The organism is Candidatus Sodalis pierantonius str. SOPE (assembly GCF_000517405.1).
In the GTDB taxonomy this organism is placed as follows: domain Bacteria; phylum Pseudomonadota; class Gammaproteobacteria; order Enterobacterales; family Enterobacteriaceae; genus Sodalis_C; species Sodalis_C pierantonii.
The window spans coordinates 2,481,892-2,497,764 of record NZ_CP006568.1 but is presented as its reverse complement, the minus strand read 5'-3'; the positions used below and the strand labels follow the sequence as shown (position 1 = coordinate 2,497,764).

Here is a 15,873-nt window from a genome sequence, read left to right as displayed (position 1 = left end):
AAAAAAGCCGCTTGCTAAACCTGCGGTCCATATTTAAGGATAGGTGACAACGCTCGGAACGTAAGGAAAAAAAATTGAACGGCTCAGCACGGCAAGGCCGGTATGCGCCGGAGGTCAATGCTGTTTTTAGACGTTGGGGGCAAATCAATCGGCGCTAACCCTTCAATTGAAATAACGTTTTGCATTATAGTTATTGGCAGGCGGGAAACAAAGTAAAAACTGGACAATTAATGCGTTAGCACAAAAAAAAGCGTTATTGTGTCATTTTTGCCGCAGATCGTCGCAACCGGCAAAGACCGTTTTGTCACGCGCTCGTGCACGTTGTTTACCCTCATGATAATACCCGGCGCCGATGACGCTGGCTGAAGAGAGGCCGTGGGAAACATAGCGCAACATCATCGCTGCGGAAACAGTAGCGGTTAAAAAAGGAGTGCGAGGGAAAAGGGAACGATAAGATTTGGTGCGTTCTAATGGACTCGAACCATCGACCCCCACCATGTCAAGGTGGTGCTCTAACCAACTGAGCTAAGAACGCATTTTGTTGCCTGCTGCCTGCAGGACGAATATTAACGGGCTCTATCACGCCTTGCAAGGGGAAAACGCGTTTTCCCCCCCCCCCCCGAACGCCGATTGATTGTCGAGGGAATGTGCATTAAGCCGGCTTTTTCACCGATCAAGACGCGTCATGCCCCTCAACGCGCCGCCCGACGCAAAATGCGCGCGGGGGTTTGGCGCTGTAGCCAGCGCATCCGGAACATCATCAAAACGGCGGCTGAGGTCAGACCGACAATAAATCCAATCCAGAAACCGCTGGGACCCATGGCGGGGCGCAGCCAATCCGTCAGCGCCAGCACGTACCCGCACGGCAGGCCGCGCAGCACGCCGTTGCCGATAACCTGGATGGAATCAGAAATCTGATATAGGGCCGCTAGCAGCATTAAATGCGAGGCCATGGCCACGACCGCCGGCGTATCGTTATACAAGAGCGCAATCCGCTCACGCAGCAGGCCAGCGTGACGCCTATCATCAGGCTGGCCCTGGCCCTGGCCCTGGCCCTGGCCCTGGCCCTGGCCCTGGCGCTGACTCGCGCCTGCTCGACATCGCCTTCCCCCAGGCGAAAGCCGATGCGGATGGTGGCCGCCACGCCCAGCGTCAGCCAGAAGCCCTGACGTATCTGATGGGCAATCCGGTCTCGCCGTCCGGAGCCGTTGAGCTGCGCGATAACCGGCGTTAGCGCCAGCAGCAGGCCGTGACCGAACAAAATGACCGGCAGCCAGATGGAGGTGCCCACCGTTACCCGCGGCCATATCGGTGGCGCTTACCGAGCCGGACATGATGGTATCCACGACCCCCATCGCCGTTTGCGATACTTGGGCGAAAATTACCAGGATGGCCAAAGCCACTAAGATACGCGCTTCCTTAACATAATTTTGCACGCGGACACCTTTGTTGCGAGTGACGAACCGAGTTTATTAATGGAACCCGCACGCGTTAACACGGCTGGATCCTTTTAGCGGCATAGTGTAATGCATTTTGTTGGCGAAGATAGCAGGAAAATGACGCGATATAAGGGGCATAGCCTCTATTGTATCGTGTCAGTATTTGGAATTTGTCATATTATGGGGCAAACTGAGCGCCGAGTTATTCGGTGTAGCCAGATGAGGAAAACGCATGTTTACGGGGATTGTTCAGGCCACCGCGCCCATTACCGCGATTGAGGAAAAAGACCATTTTCGTACCCATCACGTCCGCCTGCCGGCGGCGCTGTTGCCGGGTTTGACCATCGGCGCGTCGGTGGCCCATAACGGATGTTGCCTGACAGTGACCGTCATCGCGGGCGACGTGGTCAGCTTCGATCTGATGAAAGAAACGCTCCGGCTGACCAACTTAGGCACGCTTAAGGTTGGCGATGAGATCAACCTGGAACGGGCGGCGACCCTGCAGGCGGAGATTGGCGGTCATCTGATGTCAGGGCATATTATCTGCACAGCCGAATTGACCAAAATCGTGACCTCAGAGAACAATCGGCAAATTTGGTTTTCCTTGCCGGACAGGGCGCTGATGAAATACATCCTGCATAAGGGTTATATCGGTGTTGACGGTATTAGCCTGACGGTAGGCGAAGTCGCGGGCAACCGTTTTTGCGTACATTTAATTCCTGAAACGTTGCTGCGCACCACGCTCGGTAAGAAACGACTCGGCGATAGCGTCAATATCGAAATCGACCCGCAGACGCAGGCGATTGTCGACACCGTGGAGCGGGTTTTGGCGGCGCGCGAGCGCGCCTGACCCAGGTGGGCGGCGGCGCGGTCTGAAAGCGCCGTCATGTGCGCCGGCAGCCATGACGGCGCAACGCTTACCGCGCGACGCGCAGACCGCCTTCGACGCCCCGAGGGCTGAACAGAACCTGCCATAGCTGGATATTGCGGGCGCGGAACGCGCCGGCGCAGGCCTGTAAGTAGTATACAAACATGCGGTAAAAACGTTCGGAATAATTGCCCTGCAACGTCGGCCAGGCGGCGATGAAGAGTTCATGCCAGGCCATGAGCGTGCGATCATAATCCGCGCCGAAATTATGCCAGTCTTCCATGACGAAATGAGGCTCGCTGGCATCGACGATATGCCGTACGGACGGCAGGCAGCCGTTCGGGAAGATATATCTGTTGATCCATGGATCCACATTCATATCGGTCCGGTTCGTGCCGATGGTGTGCAGCAAAAGCAGGCCGTCGGGTTTCAAATTACGGGCCACCACATCGAAATAGGTTGGGTAGTTTTTCGGCCCCACGTGCTCGAACATCCCTACCGAGACAATGCGATCGAACTGCAAATTTAAATCGCGATAATCCTGCAACAAAATCGTGACATCTTGTCCTGCGCAACGCGTTTGCGCCAGCTTTTGCTGCTCGGTCGAGATGGTGACGCCGTGGACTTTAACGCCATAATGTTGTTCCGCATAATTCGCCAGACCGCCCCAGCCGCAACCGACATCCCCGGCTGCAATTGCAGTTTTTGGCAAATCATTTCCAGTTTATTTTGCTGGGCCTGCTCAAGGCTGGCGGCATGAGGCCAATAACCACAGGAATATTGCATATACGGATCGAGCATGAGCGAGAAGAGATCATTGCCTAAATCGTAATGTTCTTTACCGACGATCCAGGCCCTTTTGCGCGATTGGAGATTAGTCAGGCGCGCCGCGGCGACGCGTAGGGTATCTTTTAAATGATGGGGAAGCTTATTTTCCAGTCCGCTGCGCAACGCACGCTGAAAAAACATATCCAGCCGTTCGCAATCCCACCAGCCATCCATGTAACTTTCACCTAAACCCAGTGAACCGTCCTGTAGTACGCGCTTAAAAAAATCCGGGTTGTTGACGTGAATATCGAATGGACCATTGATTTCAATGTCGGCTTCAGCGAGTAATTCATGGACGATGCGATACCAAGCGTTATCCTGAAAGCTCAGGTCTTCAACACACGAGGAACTCATAGCTTCTCCATCACCTTTCTTCTAAAAATACCTCGTCAGGAAGAGCCAGGCGCTGCCTGCGAGCTTTTATAAGAATCCACGGTAAGCCGTGGTGTCTGATACGACAAATTAACAGAGGAATAGAAACTCAGAATGGTTGTTAAACCGGCTGCTTTGCACGAAAAAGCATGCATGAGTAAACATCACGTCCCTAAAGCAAAATGAATAAACAACTCGTTATAATTGTTAACGTAATTGAGTATAAGCCTGCATCCGGCTTTAGACAACTCCAAAAACAGCAATAGGAATAATAGCCTAAGTTAATGATAACTTTGGGAAACAGTCACACTCCTCAAAGAGTTAGTGCGCCTAAAGAGTTATTATTCATTTCTGCGTCGCGGGGAAATTTGCGCGGCCACGTAGCGCGTAAAACGCCGTGCATAATGGCCAACGCCGCCGCAAACACGGGGCCTCAGCCAACGACGGCACAAGATTAGCGGTTATGGTAGGGGTCATCGGCCACCGAACAGCGCTCCACCAGGGTGGGATGGACCTCAATTGTCTGCGCGGCTTCCCGCTTGCTGATGATCCTATCAAGCAGCATGGTCAGCGCGGATTCCCCCAATACGGCCTTGGGCTGATCCACCGTGGTAAGCGCGGGGGTGAAATACCGTGAGTGGCTGACATTATCGTAGCCTATCAGTGAAATGTCTTGCGGTACGCGCAGCCCATGCTCGTGGATGGCGCACAATGCGCCCATCGCCATCTCGCCGCCGCCGCAAAATATCGCGCTGGGACGGTGAGACTGGGCCAGAATATGTTGCATGGCGCGATAACCGGAAGCCGGTTCGAAATCACCTTGAACGATCCAGGCCTGGTTGGGCAGAATATCGGCCTCTTTTAACGCATGAAGATAACCGCGGTGGCGTCCGCCGCCGGTGTTGCGCGCCAGCTGGCCGGGAATGGCGCCAATATCCCGGTGGCCGCGATCGAGTAAATAGCGGGTGGCCATATAACCGCCGGCAAAGGCATTATCGACGATGGTATCGGTAAAATCGCCGCGCACCTCACCCCAATCCATCACCACCATGGGAATATGGCGATATTCTTCCAATAGCCGCAGCAGGGCTTCGGGGTATTCAACGCACATCACCAGCAGCCCATCGACCCGCTTTTGCGCCAGCATTTGCAAATAGGCCTGCTGTTTCGATGTTTCGTTGTGGGAATTGCACAGGATAAGGGTGTAGCGTTTGGCAAAACAGTGAAGCTCTATGGATTCAATTATCTCGGCGAAATAGGGGGCTTCGCTGGTGCTGGCCAACAGACCGATGGATTTGGTGCGGTTGACCTTCAGGCTGCGCGCCACCGCGCTGGGGGAATAGCTGAGCTGTTTGATGGCGTCCCATACGGCGCGTTTGGTCTCCGGCGCCACGAAGCGGGTTTTATTAATCACATGGGAAACCGTGGTCGTTGATACCCCCGCGTGTTTGGCTACATCTTTTATGGTTGCCATCTCTAAACTACTCCTGGATCCCTCGGCAGTAGGGGATAATGCTATGTGAATCGTTTGCCTGCCAACAAAAGGCAATTTTCCTCGATCTTGTCGAGAAAGTGAAAGCGTTATATGCGTTGAGCCGCCGACGGGACATGCTTTTTGGCCACGGCTATGGCAAGATAGAGAACGAATACCGACTAACTTAGCCACCTGACGCAGAAGCGTTAAAAGGAAATATCATGAGCCGCGATTTTGCTTGGTCGTTAACGACTACCGTCTTTTCGCTGTTGGTCATCATTATCTTCAGCTTTACCACCGTATTGGATTGATCGCGTTTGGCGCCGGGCCGAACATCACCCAGACGGTAAAAAGGGCTCCAGGCCCTTTTTTTTATCATCCCTAAACCACTTCTAAGGGCGGGGGATTGATTTGCGGCCTAGTAACGACGCGCGGATCGGCACGGTGAGCTGGCGGGGGCGTCAAAAGGCCCCTTAAGACCCGCGCTGCGACGGCAAGGGGGAGAGGCTGTCGCGCGTGGCCGTCAGCGAATGGTGGTAGGCGTCATCACGCGGCGGGCGCCGACATAATGATCCTGCCAATAATCTTCGCTCAGGTAGCTGATACGGATGTCACGCCCGGTGCGGGGTGACTGAATGAAACGGCCATTGCCCAGATAAACCCCGACATGATCCGCCGTGTTGCGGATGCGGATGCGGAAAAAGACCAGATCGCCGCTTTCCAACTCGCTCTTTTTTACCGGCGCAGCATCCCGCAAGTGGTACATTTCATTCGCGGTACGCGGCAGCGGCACGCGGATTAAGTCTTTATAGGCGTAGTAAATCAACCCGCTGCAATCGAAACCGGTGGTCGGCGATTTACCGCCCCAACGATAGGGCTTACCCACCTGCGACATCTGTTTGGCCATCGCCGTTAATTTAGCGTGCTGGTAGCGAACCTTGTGGCTTTCGCTCATGCGCAATGGTTGAGCGTCTGCCGCAATGGCCGCGGTCCGGGCTCGCGCGCCGCCGCGATGGCGTCCATAGGCTTTCTTCAGCCCTTTGCCGGCGGCCTGGTTATGCGCCAGACGAGTATTTTCACGTTGGCGGCGGGAAGACGTAATGGGGCTTTTGCCCACCTTCACGACGACGGTTGGCGCTGCGTCGGGGGGGGGGCGTTTTGGTGGCGACGGCCTTGCGGGGTTTCACCACGGCAGATTTTAACTTGGGATTACCCAGATGCTCGCTCTCGGTGCTGCGGGTCTTTTTTTGCAGTTTAACGGGCTTGCGCTTGCGTCGGTCATCGGTTTTCGCCGCGCTGGCCTGCGATTTACGTTGATCGGCATTGACTCCCGCATTCGGCGCGGCGTGCGCGAGATTGAGAAAGAGCTGGGTAAACAGCAGCACAAAAAGCGTAAAGCATAAACGCTATCCTCTGTGGCCCAAGGTCGGGAGAAAATGACGGCTCAGCTGAATTTAAGCTATTTGCGGTTCTAATGCATCCGTATTTTCCTACAGATTGTGAATAAACGTGAATAACATGCGTGATGCGGCATTTTTGCGCGCGTGCAGCCGTAAAAAGCAACGGTTTTACGGCCCGTTAAACGCCCTAGTCGCAAATCTTCGCCGCCGCAAGGGCAGACCCGGCGTTCGCGCCCGTTGTATCACGGCCGGGGCGGCTGAAGCCCGCCGGCGGGGCTAACGTGAAAAAAGCATTTAAATGTTCCCCCCGGAATCGTTAGAATAGTGAATTACGTCAGACCCGATGTATGATAAATAAAAGCCAGCCACTGGCTTAAGGAAGCGAGACAATGACCACGACTATCGAAAAAATTCAGCAACAGATCGCCGAGAATCCGATTCTTCTGTACATGAAGGGCTCGCCTAAATTACCGGGCTGCGGTTTTTCCGCCCAGGCGGTACAGGCGCTGTCCGCCAGCGGTGAGCGTTTTGCCTATGTCGATGTGCTAACCAATCCGGATATCCGCGCTGAACTGCCAAAATTCGCCAACTGGCCGACCTTCCCGCAGCTGTGGGTGGACGGCGAGCTTATCGGCGGCTGCGACATTGTCATTGAAATGTACCAGCGCGGCGAGCTGCAGCCGCTGATTAAAGAAACGGCGGTAAAATACAATTCGCAAGCGGATAACGCGCAGTAACGGGAGGAATGTGCGCAGTACAGCGCGCAGCCCCGATGCTGTCCGGCGCTAACGCGCCGCGGCCGAGAGACCGCCTCGGCGCTATCGCACCAAAAACCACCCAAGGCACAGCGGGTGGTTTTTTTTGCGTCTCAGCGTGCCGGGCGCGGGGCAGTACGGGCGTCATCGCCGCCCGGCATGCCCTGCGGCATTCGCTAGGCAACATCTCAAGCGCCAGGGCGCCCCGGGGACGGGCAGGTGGTGTGCCCTGCAAGCGCTAAAGCCCTGTCATTGGCCGCGCAGACGGCCCGCGGCGTGGCAGCGTTTACAGATCGATAGTGGGGTTGGCGCGATCCTGCGCGGCGCAAGCCTCTTCTTCGGCGTCACCCGTGGCGGGTAGCGCGACCGGCCAGCCGCCCAGACGTTTCCAGCGATTGACCAATTCACAAAACAGGGTCGCGGTACGTTCGGTGTCATAGAGCGCCGAATGCGCTTCACCGTTGTCAAAGGCAATGCCGGCGGCGCTACAGGCTTTCGCCAGCACGGTCTGGCCGAGCACCAGCCCGCTGAGCGCCGCCGTATCAAAGGTGGCGAAGGGATGGAAAGGGTTGCGTTTCAGGCCGGCGCGACCGGCGGCGGCCATGAAAAAGCTGTAATCAAAAGCCGCATTGTGGGCGACTATAATGGCGCGGTTGCAGTCCTGATCTTTAATTCCTTTACGTACCAGTTTGAAGATTTCATGCAAGGCTTCATATTCGGTCACTGCGCCGCGCAGGGGGTTGTGCGGATCGATACCGTTAAAGGCCAGCGCTTCCGGCTGCAGCAGCGCGCCGGGGAAAGGGTCGACGTGGAAGTGCAGGGTGTTGTCGGCGTGCAGCCAGCCGTCATTATCCATTTTCAGGGTGACGGCAGCGATTTCTAGCAGGGCATCGGTCCCGGCGTTGAATCCCGCGGTTTCCACATCAATGACAACGGGATAAAAGCCGCGAAAGCGGGCGCGGAGGGTGTTCAGATCGTCTATTTCAACCATGCCAGTTCTTATGTTCAGCGAATTCAGCTGCCATTATGGCAAATTTTGGCGCGGCTTGCATGGCGAGTTATGCCCGCGCGGCGCGGAATACCGGCTGTGAACCCGCAGGTCCCGGCCGCGCGTACGCTGCTTAATTGCCGACGCCTTGACCGGCGTGTTTGTTTTCAATCAGTTCGATTTTATAACCGTCCGGATCTTCAATAAAGGCGATAATGGTAGTTCCGCCTTTCACCGGCCCGGCTTCGCGGGTTACTTTGCCACCGGCCTGGCGAATGCGTTCGCAGGCGGCGGCCGCATTGTCCACGCCCAAGGCGATATGGCCATAGGCGCTGCCCAAATCGTAACTCTCCACGCCCCAATTATAGGTCAGCTCGATGACCGCGCCGTCGCTCTCGTCGGTATACCCCACGAACTCCAACGTATATTTGTATTCCGGATTTTCGCTGGTGCGCAGTAATAGCATTTCAAGGGTTTTGGTGTAAAAATCGATGGAGCGTTGTAAATCGCCTACCCGCAGCATGGTATGTAATAAACGCATAATGTCCTCTTGAGCCATCACGATCGGTGCGGCCGTGTTAAGTGAAGAGGCTTCAGTATAGCCTGCGGGGTGAAATCGGTTCAATGCCGCCCGTTAGCACAGATTGCCGGTACGCTCGGTAAAAAATAACTTGCCAGCGAAGACAATGCCGTCTTCAATATTATAATTATAGGCGAGAGGAAGACGTGTGGCGGAACAACTTGAATTTTTCAGCCTGCCCAATCCCTGCCGCGGAGTGTGCCAGTCGGATGCCCGCGGCTATTGCCGCGGCCGCCGGGCACGAACCGCCGTCGGACGCGCCGGAACAACCCTCCTTGTTTTAACCGCCGCGGTGCCGGATCCGAGCGCTAGACGCACCGGTGCCTTAAGCCCGCCGGGTCGATGCGCTTGTCTGGATTAGCGGTCTTGAGCTCGCGATTAAGTATGCCGTCGCTATCGGGTGTAGCATAGCGCATTATGTTTGTCCCGGCGGGGAGGTTGCCGGGCGGCAGCGCCAGGTCGCGTAGGTTGTCTGGCGCGGGGGCTATGGTCTGGTCGCGGCAAAACGGCCGCCGGCGATGTCCGTACGACAAAAGGGGATAACCCTCGAATACCGCCATCCGAAATAAAACCTAACGCGAAGAGATAATAAATGGTTTTCGGCCCGACGCGGTATGGATAATCCTTTGTTGTCGGGCGACAATAGCCAAGCGGAAGGAGTATTTCCTGAAAGGAGAAAACAATTTAACGCAGGGGAAATAACATCAGATTTTGGTGATGATTAGTTAAAAAATAGCCATGAAACTGTGGTTTCTCCACAATAATTTCTAATATATTAAATAGCTACTTATATATTTAAATTATAATATGCTACTGAATACATGGGATGTTGATATTTGTTATATCTTCATTTAACTTAAATTAACAATAAACTACATATGTGGCAATAATAGTGTTACAGTTATGAATAAACCGTCCGGCCCGTCAGCGTGAAAGCCGGCTACGCTGGCTTCTGCGGGGAGACCCTGACTGTCTGCCAGCGCGTTTAAACCACAAGGGAATCAGTGGGGGCAGAACGCCGCGTTTCCCGACCCGATCGGGAAAGTACGTCGCAAACGGCGCGTGTGTGTGACGTCCAACTTTTATTAAGGAAGAATATGCCGCTTACATCGATCTCTACATAATGCTTAGGTTATGGGTATATATATTTGTAATTTGCTCATCCACCCATTAGGATGGATGGGGAATCCAGGGAGCAAGCTTAATCAGCTTAATTATAAGGAGAGAGAATTGGAATCGCCATTAGGATCAGATTTGGCGCGACTTGTTCGAGTATGGCGCGCTTTAATTGACCACCGCTTAAAGCCTTTAGAACTCACACAGACGCATTGGATCACTTTACATAATATTTGCCAGTTACCCCCTGAGCAGTCTCAGATTCAACTGGCGAAGGCTATCGGCATCGAACAGCCATCGTTGGTGCGGACGCTGGATCAGCTCGAAGAAAAAGGGCTTATCACTCGGCACACCTGCGCCAATGACCGCCGGGCGAAGCGGATCAAACTGACCGAATCTGCTGACCCTATTATCAAAGAAGTGAACAATGTTATCGACAGCACTCGAGATGAAATTCTCAATGGCATTAGCCAGGAGGAGATTCAGTTGCTGAGCAATATGATTGCCAAACTGGAAAAAAATATTCTGGAGCTATATAACAAGTCTTGATGCGTTACGTCCACGGCACTGACGTGAGCAAAAAAATCGGCCCCAGGGCCGGTTTTTTGTTGAGCGCAATCGTGGGATTAACGCGGTGAAACGGTGATGGTGCGGCCGTTGCTGGCTAGCGCCACGCGTTGTCCCACGCTGAAGCGGGTATTGCCCTGTTTTTGCACCACCATAATGGTGTTGCCGTCGTCTTTACGCACTTCAAGCTCCACGCCCTGGGTCCGGTTTACCGCGCCTTCGACGTTTGAACCGGCCACGCCGCCGGCGACGGCGCCCGCCGCGGTGGCCAGGCTGCGGCCGCTGCCGCCCCCGACGGTATTCCCTAAGAACCCGCCCAGTACCGCGCCGCCGATAGCGCCTATGACATTGGAGTCTTCACCGCCCTGAATCTGCACCGGCCGTACCCCGACCAGGGTACCGTACGTCACGCTTTGAACCTGTTTGGCCTCAGAGGCGGAATAAACATCGCCGGACAGCGTGCTGTTATTGGCGCAACCCGCCAGCGCCATACCGGCCAGTGCCACCACGATCAAACGTTTCATCATAAAAAACTCCAGTTAACATGCCGTTCTGCGAGGCAACCCCGGACAGAAGCGGATAATCGATTAAAACTTCATGCGCCGGCGTAGGGGATCGAACTGCCCTGTAACGCGCAGAGACTACAGACAATTATATCGAAAAAAAGATAAACTGCGAATAAACGAATAAAGATGGTTGATTAATTAAATTGTTATGACACTAAGCTCATGTCATATAATTCCTTAATCAGTATAAACCTGGCGTTTTGCGTGAATTTTCATGGCCTCCTGCCGTAAAGCTGGGTAACTTACCCTTAATCTGTCGAATTCCCGCACAAGGGAGAGGGAGTGAAATGAGAACCGGCCGATATATAGGCATTATGTCCGGCACTAGCCTGGACGGTATTGATGTGGTGCTGGCAGCGATCGATGAGCATACCGTGGCGCAGCAGGCCCGCTATTGCCATCCGATCCCGTTGCCCATCAAACAAGCAGATCCTGGTGATGTGCCAGGGCCAGGCGGTAACCCTTTCGCAGTTCGGACAATTGGACACCCGGCTTGGCATTTTGTTCGCCGAGGCGGCGCTAAGTTTATTGCGGCAGACCGGCGTGGCGCCGCACGAGGTGACGGCTATCGCTTGTCACGGCCAAACCGTTTGGCATGAGCCGGACGGCGCCGCCCCCTGTACCCTGCAAATCGGGGATAATAACCGCATTGCCGCCATGACCGATATCACTACCGTGGGTGATTTTCGCCGGTGCGATATGGCGCTGGGCGGCCAGGGGGTGCTGCTGGCGCATCCCCAGGAACGGCGCATGGTGTTGAACATCGGCGGTATCGCCAATCTGTCGTTGCTGCTGCCGGGCCAGCCGATCCGCGGCTATGACACCGGCCCTGGCAATATACTGCTAGACGCCTGGACCTGGCGGCACCGTAAAGCGCCTTATGACCAGGACGGCCGATGGGGGAGCAGCGGGCAAGTTCATCAGGGGCTGTTGCAGCATCTTTTGGCCGACGGGTACTTTCTGCGCCCGGCGCCGAAAAGTACCGGCAGGGAGTATTTCAATCTCGGCTGGTTGGAGCGCCATCTGGCGCGTCTCGGCCCGATTCCCGCCCAGGATGTGCAGGCGACGCTGGCGGAGCTGACCGCGCAGACCATCGCGCAGCAGGTACTGTTGTGCGGCGGCTGTGAACATGTGCTGGTCTGCGGCGGCGGCGCGCGCAATCCGCTGGTTATGCATCGTCTGTCGGCGCTGCTGCCGGGCATTGAGGTCAGCTCTACCGATAAATTCGGCGTGAGCGGCGATGATATGGAAGCGCTGGCCTTCGCCTGGCTGGTGTTTCGGACTTTGTCCGGGTTGCCGGGCAATCTTCCCGCCGTCACGGGCGCGCGGGAGGAAACGCTGCTGGGGGCCATCTATCCGGTCACGGCCCCGGCGGGGGAGAAATAACCTTGGCCGGCGCGGGGCGCGCCGGGCGTTCACCGGCCTCTGGCGGTCCTGTATAAATCATAAAAAGGAGATCAAGATGATGCGAAACCCGATGGTGATCCTCTCCCTGGCGCTGGCCGCCTCGGCCTGTAGCTATCCCGGCGGTCGATCCGCGCAAACGGAAACATTGCATTATCAGTGCGGCACGCTGCCGCTGACCGTGACGTTGGATAACGTTCACGAGCGGGTGAACGTTATCCTTGACGGCCAGCAGCTGAGTTTGCCGCAGGTTGCCTCCGGCGCCCGCTATAGCGATGGCCAATACAGCTTCTGGTCGAAGGGCGAGTGGGCGTTTATCGAGCGACAAGACAAAATCATCGTCGATGATTGTGTCATCCAGAGCGCGGCGGGTAAATGATTGAGATTTTCAGCGTCACGGCGCACAATAACGGCTTTCATTGCCGCCTTTTCAGCAAATTATGACTGAACATTCAATCGATATTACCGCCCTGCGCAGGGAATATACCCGGGGCGGGTTGCGTCGCGCCGATTTAACGGCGGAGCCTATGGCTTTGTTCGAGCAGTGGCTCAAGCAAGCCTGCGCTGCGCAGCTTCCCGATGCCACCGCCATGAGCGTGGGTACCGTGGACGCGGACGGTCAGCCGTACCAGCGGCTGGTATTGCTTAAACATTTCGACAGCCAGGGTATGGTGTTCTACACCAATCTCGGCAGCCGCAAAGCTACGCATTTAGCGCATAATCCCCGCATCAGCCTGCACTTTCCCTGGCACGCGCTGGAGCGGCAGATTCTGGTGCTGGGCCGCGCGGAGCGGCTCTCGGTCATCGAGGTGATGAAGTACTTTCACAGCCGCCCGCGCGACAGTCAGATAGGCGCCTGGGTCTCGCGGCAATCCAGCCGGATCTCCGCCCGCGGCGTGTTGGAAAGTAAGTTCCTGGAGCTGAAACAGAAATTTGCCCAGGGCGAGGTGCCGCTGCCCAGCTTCTGGGGCGGTTATCGGGTCACTATCGATGCGATGGAATTCTGGCAGGGCGGTGAACACCGCTTGCACGACAGATTTCTCTATCGGTGTGAAGAGGGCGGTTGGCACATTGATCGGCTGGCTCCCTAGCCGGAACGGTTGGCGCCGTCACCGAGGCGCCGGGCATTTCACCTGCCCGCGGCGCCGGTGCCTCGATAACGTTTTTTAAGGACAGGGCCTGGCGCGCTGGCGAAAACCGGCGCGGGCCGCGGTGTCCTTTTTTTCTCTTTCTTGATAATGGAGTTTTTGATGGCAAGCAGTAACCTAATACAACAATTGCAAGAGCGGGGCCTGATTGCCCAGGTCACGGACGAGAAGGCGCTGGCCGAGCGGTTGGTGGCTGGGCCGATCGCGCTATATTGCGGCTTCGATCCCACCGCCGACAGCTTGCATTTGGGACATCTGGTGCCCTTGCTATGCCTCAAACGCTTTCAACTGGCCGGCCACCGTCCGGTGGCGCTGGTGGGGGGGGCTACCGGGCTTATCGGCGATCCCAGCTTCAAAGCGACCGAGCGCAAGCTCAATACCGCGGAAACCGTCCAGGAATGGGTGGAAAAAATCAAACGCCAGGTATCGTCGTTCCTCGATTTTGATTGTGGCGAAAATAGCGCCATCGCCGCCAACAATTATGATTGGTTTGGCTCGATGAACGTGTTGACCTTTCTGCGCGATATCGGTAAGCACTTTTCCGTCAATCAGATGATCAATAAAGAAGCGGTAAAGCAGCGGTTGAACCGCGATGATAGCGGCATTTCCTTTACCGAGTTCTCTTATAATTTGTTGCAGGGCTACGATTTCGCCTGCCTGAACAAGCAGTATGGCGTGGCGCTGCAGATTGGCGGCTCGGATCAGTGGGGGAACATTACCTCCGGCATCGATTTGACGCGCAGGCTGCACCAAAACACGGTGTATGGCCTGACGGTGCCGCTTATCACCAAAGCGGACGGCACCAAATTCGGCAAGACCGAGGGCGGCGCGGTGTGGCTGGATCCCAGCAAGACCAGTCCCTATAAGTTTTATCAGTTTTGGATTAATACCACCGACAGCGACGTGTATCGCTTCTTGAAATTCTTCACCTTCCTGTCGCTTTCCGCTATTGAGGCGCTGGAACAAGAGGATCGCGCCAGCGACAAAGCCCCTCGTGCCCAATATGTGCTGGCGGAAGAGGTCACCCTCATGGTTCACGGCGAGAAAGGGTTGGCGGCGGCAAAGCGTATTACCGCTAGCCTGTTCACCGGTGCGCTGGCGGACCTGACCGAGGATGATTTCGCCCAATTGGCTCAGGACGGCATGCCGACGGTCGCCCTTGCGCGCGGCGCGGATTTACAGCAGGCGCTGGTGGCGGCTGAACTGGTGCCGTCGCGCGGCCAGGCCCGTACCATGATAAGTTCCAACGCGGTGGCGGTAAACGGCGAAAAACAGGCATCGCCGGAGTATGTGTTTAACGACGCCGACAGGCTGTATGGCCGTTATACCCTGCTGCGCCGGGGTAAAAAACACTACTGTCTGCTCAACTGGCAATAGCGGGATTTCCGGTAGGGGGCTTCGGGCCCCTTTCTTCTGTGTGACGGCCGCAGGCCGAAGGTGTGTAAGGCGATTTTTTGATGAAGAATGCTCTCTCTATCCAGTCTCACGTGGTTTACGGTCATGCGGGCAATAGCTCCGCGGTGTTCCCCATGCGCCGGATGGGCGTTAATGTGTGGCCGCTCAATACCGTGCAGTTTTCTAACCACACCCAGTATGGTCAGTGGACCGGCTGCGTGATGCCCGCGACGCACCTGACGGAGATTGTGAAAGGGATAGCGGCAATAGATGGCCTCAAGCGCTGTGATGCGGTGCTGAGCGGCTATATTGGCGCGCCGGAGCAGGGAGAGCATATCTTGACTATTGTGCAGCAGGTGAAAAAGGCGAACCCCGCCGCCCTGTACCTGCTGGATCCGGTGATGGGCGACCCGGACAAGGGATGTATCGTTGCGTCGGGCGTGGCGGAATTCCACTGCAAAGCCGGGCTGCTGGCCGCCGATATTATCGCGCCGAATTTGCTTGAACTGGAGCAGCTTAGCGGACATCGCGTAAGTTCGGTGGATGAGGCGGTCGCTACCGCCCGCGAACTGATTCAGCGCGGACCGCGCATGGTGCTGGTAAAACATCTCAGCTACGCCGGTTATGATCCCCAAAGTTTTGAAATGGTGCTGGTTACCGCCGACCAAGCCTGGCATACCCGTCGACCGCTGGTGGATTTTGGCGCCCGTAAGCCGGTGGGGGTGGGGGATCTCACCAGCGGCCTGCTGCTGGTGAATCTACTAAAGGGGTTGAGCCCGCAGAAAGCGCTGGAGCACGTCACCGCGGCGGTGTATGAGGTGATGAAACAGACCAAAGAGAGCGCGGAATATGAATTGCAGGTGGTGGCGGCGCAAGACCAAATCGCGCTGCCGCAGCATCATTTCCCGGCGTCGCCGGTGGTGTAAACGCCGGACAATACTCGTGGCGGCGTTGATAGCCAGGTGCGCCGTTG

General features: G+C 55.9%; 12 protein-coding genes, 1 tRNA gene and 5 pseudogenes. 10 read left to right on the top strand and 8 right to left on the bottom strand.

Translation table 11 applies throughout. The features are described 5' to 3' along the window. Window positions 1-458 precede the first annotated feature (458 nt). Both SOPEG_RS12730 and SOPEG_RS30900 read right to left on the bottom strand, forming a co-directional pair. Window positions 459-535, bottom strand: a tRNA-Val gene (locus SOPEG_RS12730). Window positions 536-692: 157 nt separating this feature from the next. Next, window positions 693-1,436: pseudogene (locus SOPEG_RS30900) on the bottom strand (MATE family efflux transporter). Between the two features lie 235 nt (window positions 1,437-1,671). Here SOPEG_RS30900 and SOPEG_RS12715 point away from each other — a divergent pair. Continuing rightward, window positions 1,672-2,289, top strand: coding sequence for a riboflavin synthase (locus SOPEG_RS12715; RefSeq protein ID WP_025245629.1), 618 nt, complete (start codon window positions 1,672-1,674; stop codon window positions 2,287-2,289). A 67-nt stretch (window positions 2,290-2,356) separates the two neighbouring features. Here SOPEG_RS12715 and cfa read toward each other — a convergent pair. Both cfa and purR read right to left on the bottom strand, forming a co-directional pair. Next, window positions 2,357-3,489, bottom strand: a pseudogene (gene cfa / locus SOPEG_RS12710) (cyclopropane fatty acyl phospholipid synthase). Window positions 3,490-3,961: 472 nt separating this feature from the next. Next, entirely contained in the window at window positions 3,962-4,981 is a 1,020-nt protein-coding gene (gene purR, locus SOPEG_RS12705) for an HTH-type transcriptional repressor PurR (protein ID WP_025245628.1), read from the bottom strand. 221 nt (window positions 4,982-5,202) lie between these two features. Here purR and cydH point away from each other — a divergent pair, with 221 nt between their 5' ends. Then, window positions 5,203-5,292 (top strand): cytochrome bd-I oxidase subunit CydH, encoded by a 90-nt coding sequence (gene cydH, locus SOPEG_RS27570; RefSeq protein WP_148297070.1) that lies wholly within the window; start codon window positions 5,203-5,205, stop codon window positions 5,290-5,292. Window positions 5,293-5,504: 212 nt separating this feature from the next. On the opposite strand, the pseudogene SOPEG_RS28805 reads toward cydH, so the two are convergent. After that, window positions 5,505-6,366, bottom strand: a pseudogene (locus tag SOPEG_RS28805) (C40 family peptidase). Window positions 6,367-6,770: 404 nt separating this feature from the next. Between SOPEG_RS28805 and SOPEG_RS12690 the strand changes: the two are divergent. Next, on the top strand, window positions 6,771-7,118 hold the full coding sequence (locus tag SOPEG_RS12690) for a Grx4 family monothiol glutaredoxin (RefSeq protein WP_025245626.1): 348 nt from the start codon (window positions 6,771-6,773) through the stop codon (window positions 7,116-7,118). A gap of 304 nt (window positions 7,119-7,422) precedes the next feature. Here SOPEG_RS12690 and rnt read toward each other — a convergent pair whose 3' ends face one another. Further along, window positions 7,423-8,127, bottom strand: a complete 705-nt coding sequence (gene rnt, locus SOPEG_RS12685; protein ID WP_025245625.1) for a ribonuclease T — start codon at window positions 8,125-8,127, stop codon at window positions 7,423-7,425. Between the two features lie 130 nt (window positions 8,128-8,257). Next, complete coding sequence (gene gloA, locus SOPEG_RS12680) at window positions 8,258-8,665, bottom strand: lactoylglutathione lyase (RefSeq protein WP_025245624.1); 408 nt, start codon at window positions 8,663-8,665, stop codon at window positions 8,258-8,260. A gap of 187 nt (window positions 8,666-8,852) precedes the next feature. On the opposite strand from gloA, the pseudogene SOPEG_RS29595 reads away from it, so the two are divergent. Together SOPEG_RS29595 and slyA are read left to right on the top strand one after the other, a co-directional pair. Further along, window positions 8,853-8,936 (top strand): annotated as a pseudogene (locus SOPEG_RS29595) (DUF1289 domain-containing protein); the annotation flags it as partial. A 998-nt stretch (window positions 8,937-9,934) separates the two neighbouring features. Beyond that, window positions 9,935-10,369 (top strand): transcriptional regulator SlyA, encoded by a 435-nt coding sequence (gene slyA / locus SOPEG_RS12675; RefSeq protein WP_025245623.1) that lies wholly within the window; start codon window positions 9,935-9,937, stop codon window positions 10,367-10,369. A 77-nt stretch (window positions 10,370-10,446) separates the two neighbouring features. Here the strand turns inward: slyA and slyB are convergent, their stop codons facing one another. After that, window positions 10,447-10,914: an outer membrane lipoprotein SlyB gene (gene slyB / locus SOPEG_RS12670; protein WP_025245622.1), complete on the bottom strand. Its 468-nt coding sequence runs from the start codon at window positions 10,912-10,914 to the stop codon at window positions 10,447-10,449. A gap of 326 nt (window positions 10,915-11,240) precedes the next feature. Between slyB and anmK the strand changes: the two are divergent. From anmK to pdxY, 5 genes and pseudogenes are all read left to right on the top strand, one after another. Then, window positions 11,241-12,339, top strand: a pseudogene (gene anmK / locus SOPEG_RS12665) (anhydro-N-acetylmuramic acid kinase). Between the two features lie 76 nt (window positions 12,340-12,415). Beyond that, window positions 12,416-12,736, top strand: a complete 321-nt coding sequence (locus tag SOPEG_RS12660; protein ID WP_025245621.1) for an MliC family protein — start codon at window positions 12,416-12,418, stop codon at window positions 12,734-12,736. 61 nt (window positions 12,737-12,797) lie between these two features. Continuing rightward, entirely contained in the window at window positions 12,798-13,448 is a 651-nt protein-coding gene (gene pdxH / locus SOPEG_RS12655; protein ID WP_025245620.1) for a pyridoxamine 5'-phosphate oxidase, read from the top strand. A gap of 159 nt (window positions 13,449-13,607) precedes the next feature. Beyond that, a complete protein-coding gene (tyrS, locus tag SOPEG_RS12650; protein WP_025245619.1) occupies window positions 13,608-14,882 on the top strand; it encodes a tyrosine--tRNA ligase in 1,275 nt (424 codons plus the stop codon). Between the two features lie 80 nt (window positions 14,883-14,962). After that, the gene (gene pdxY, locus SOPEG_RS12645; RefSeq protein WP_025245618.1) at window positions 14,963-15,826 is read left to right on the top strand and encodes a pyridoxal kinase PdxY; all 864 of its coding nucleotides are present in this window, start codon (window positions 14,963-14,965) and stop codon (window positions 15,824-15,826) included. Window positions 15,827-15,873 lie beyond the last annotated feature (47 nt).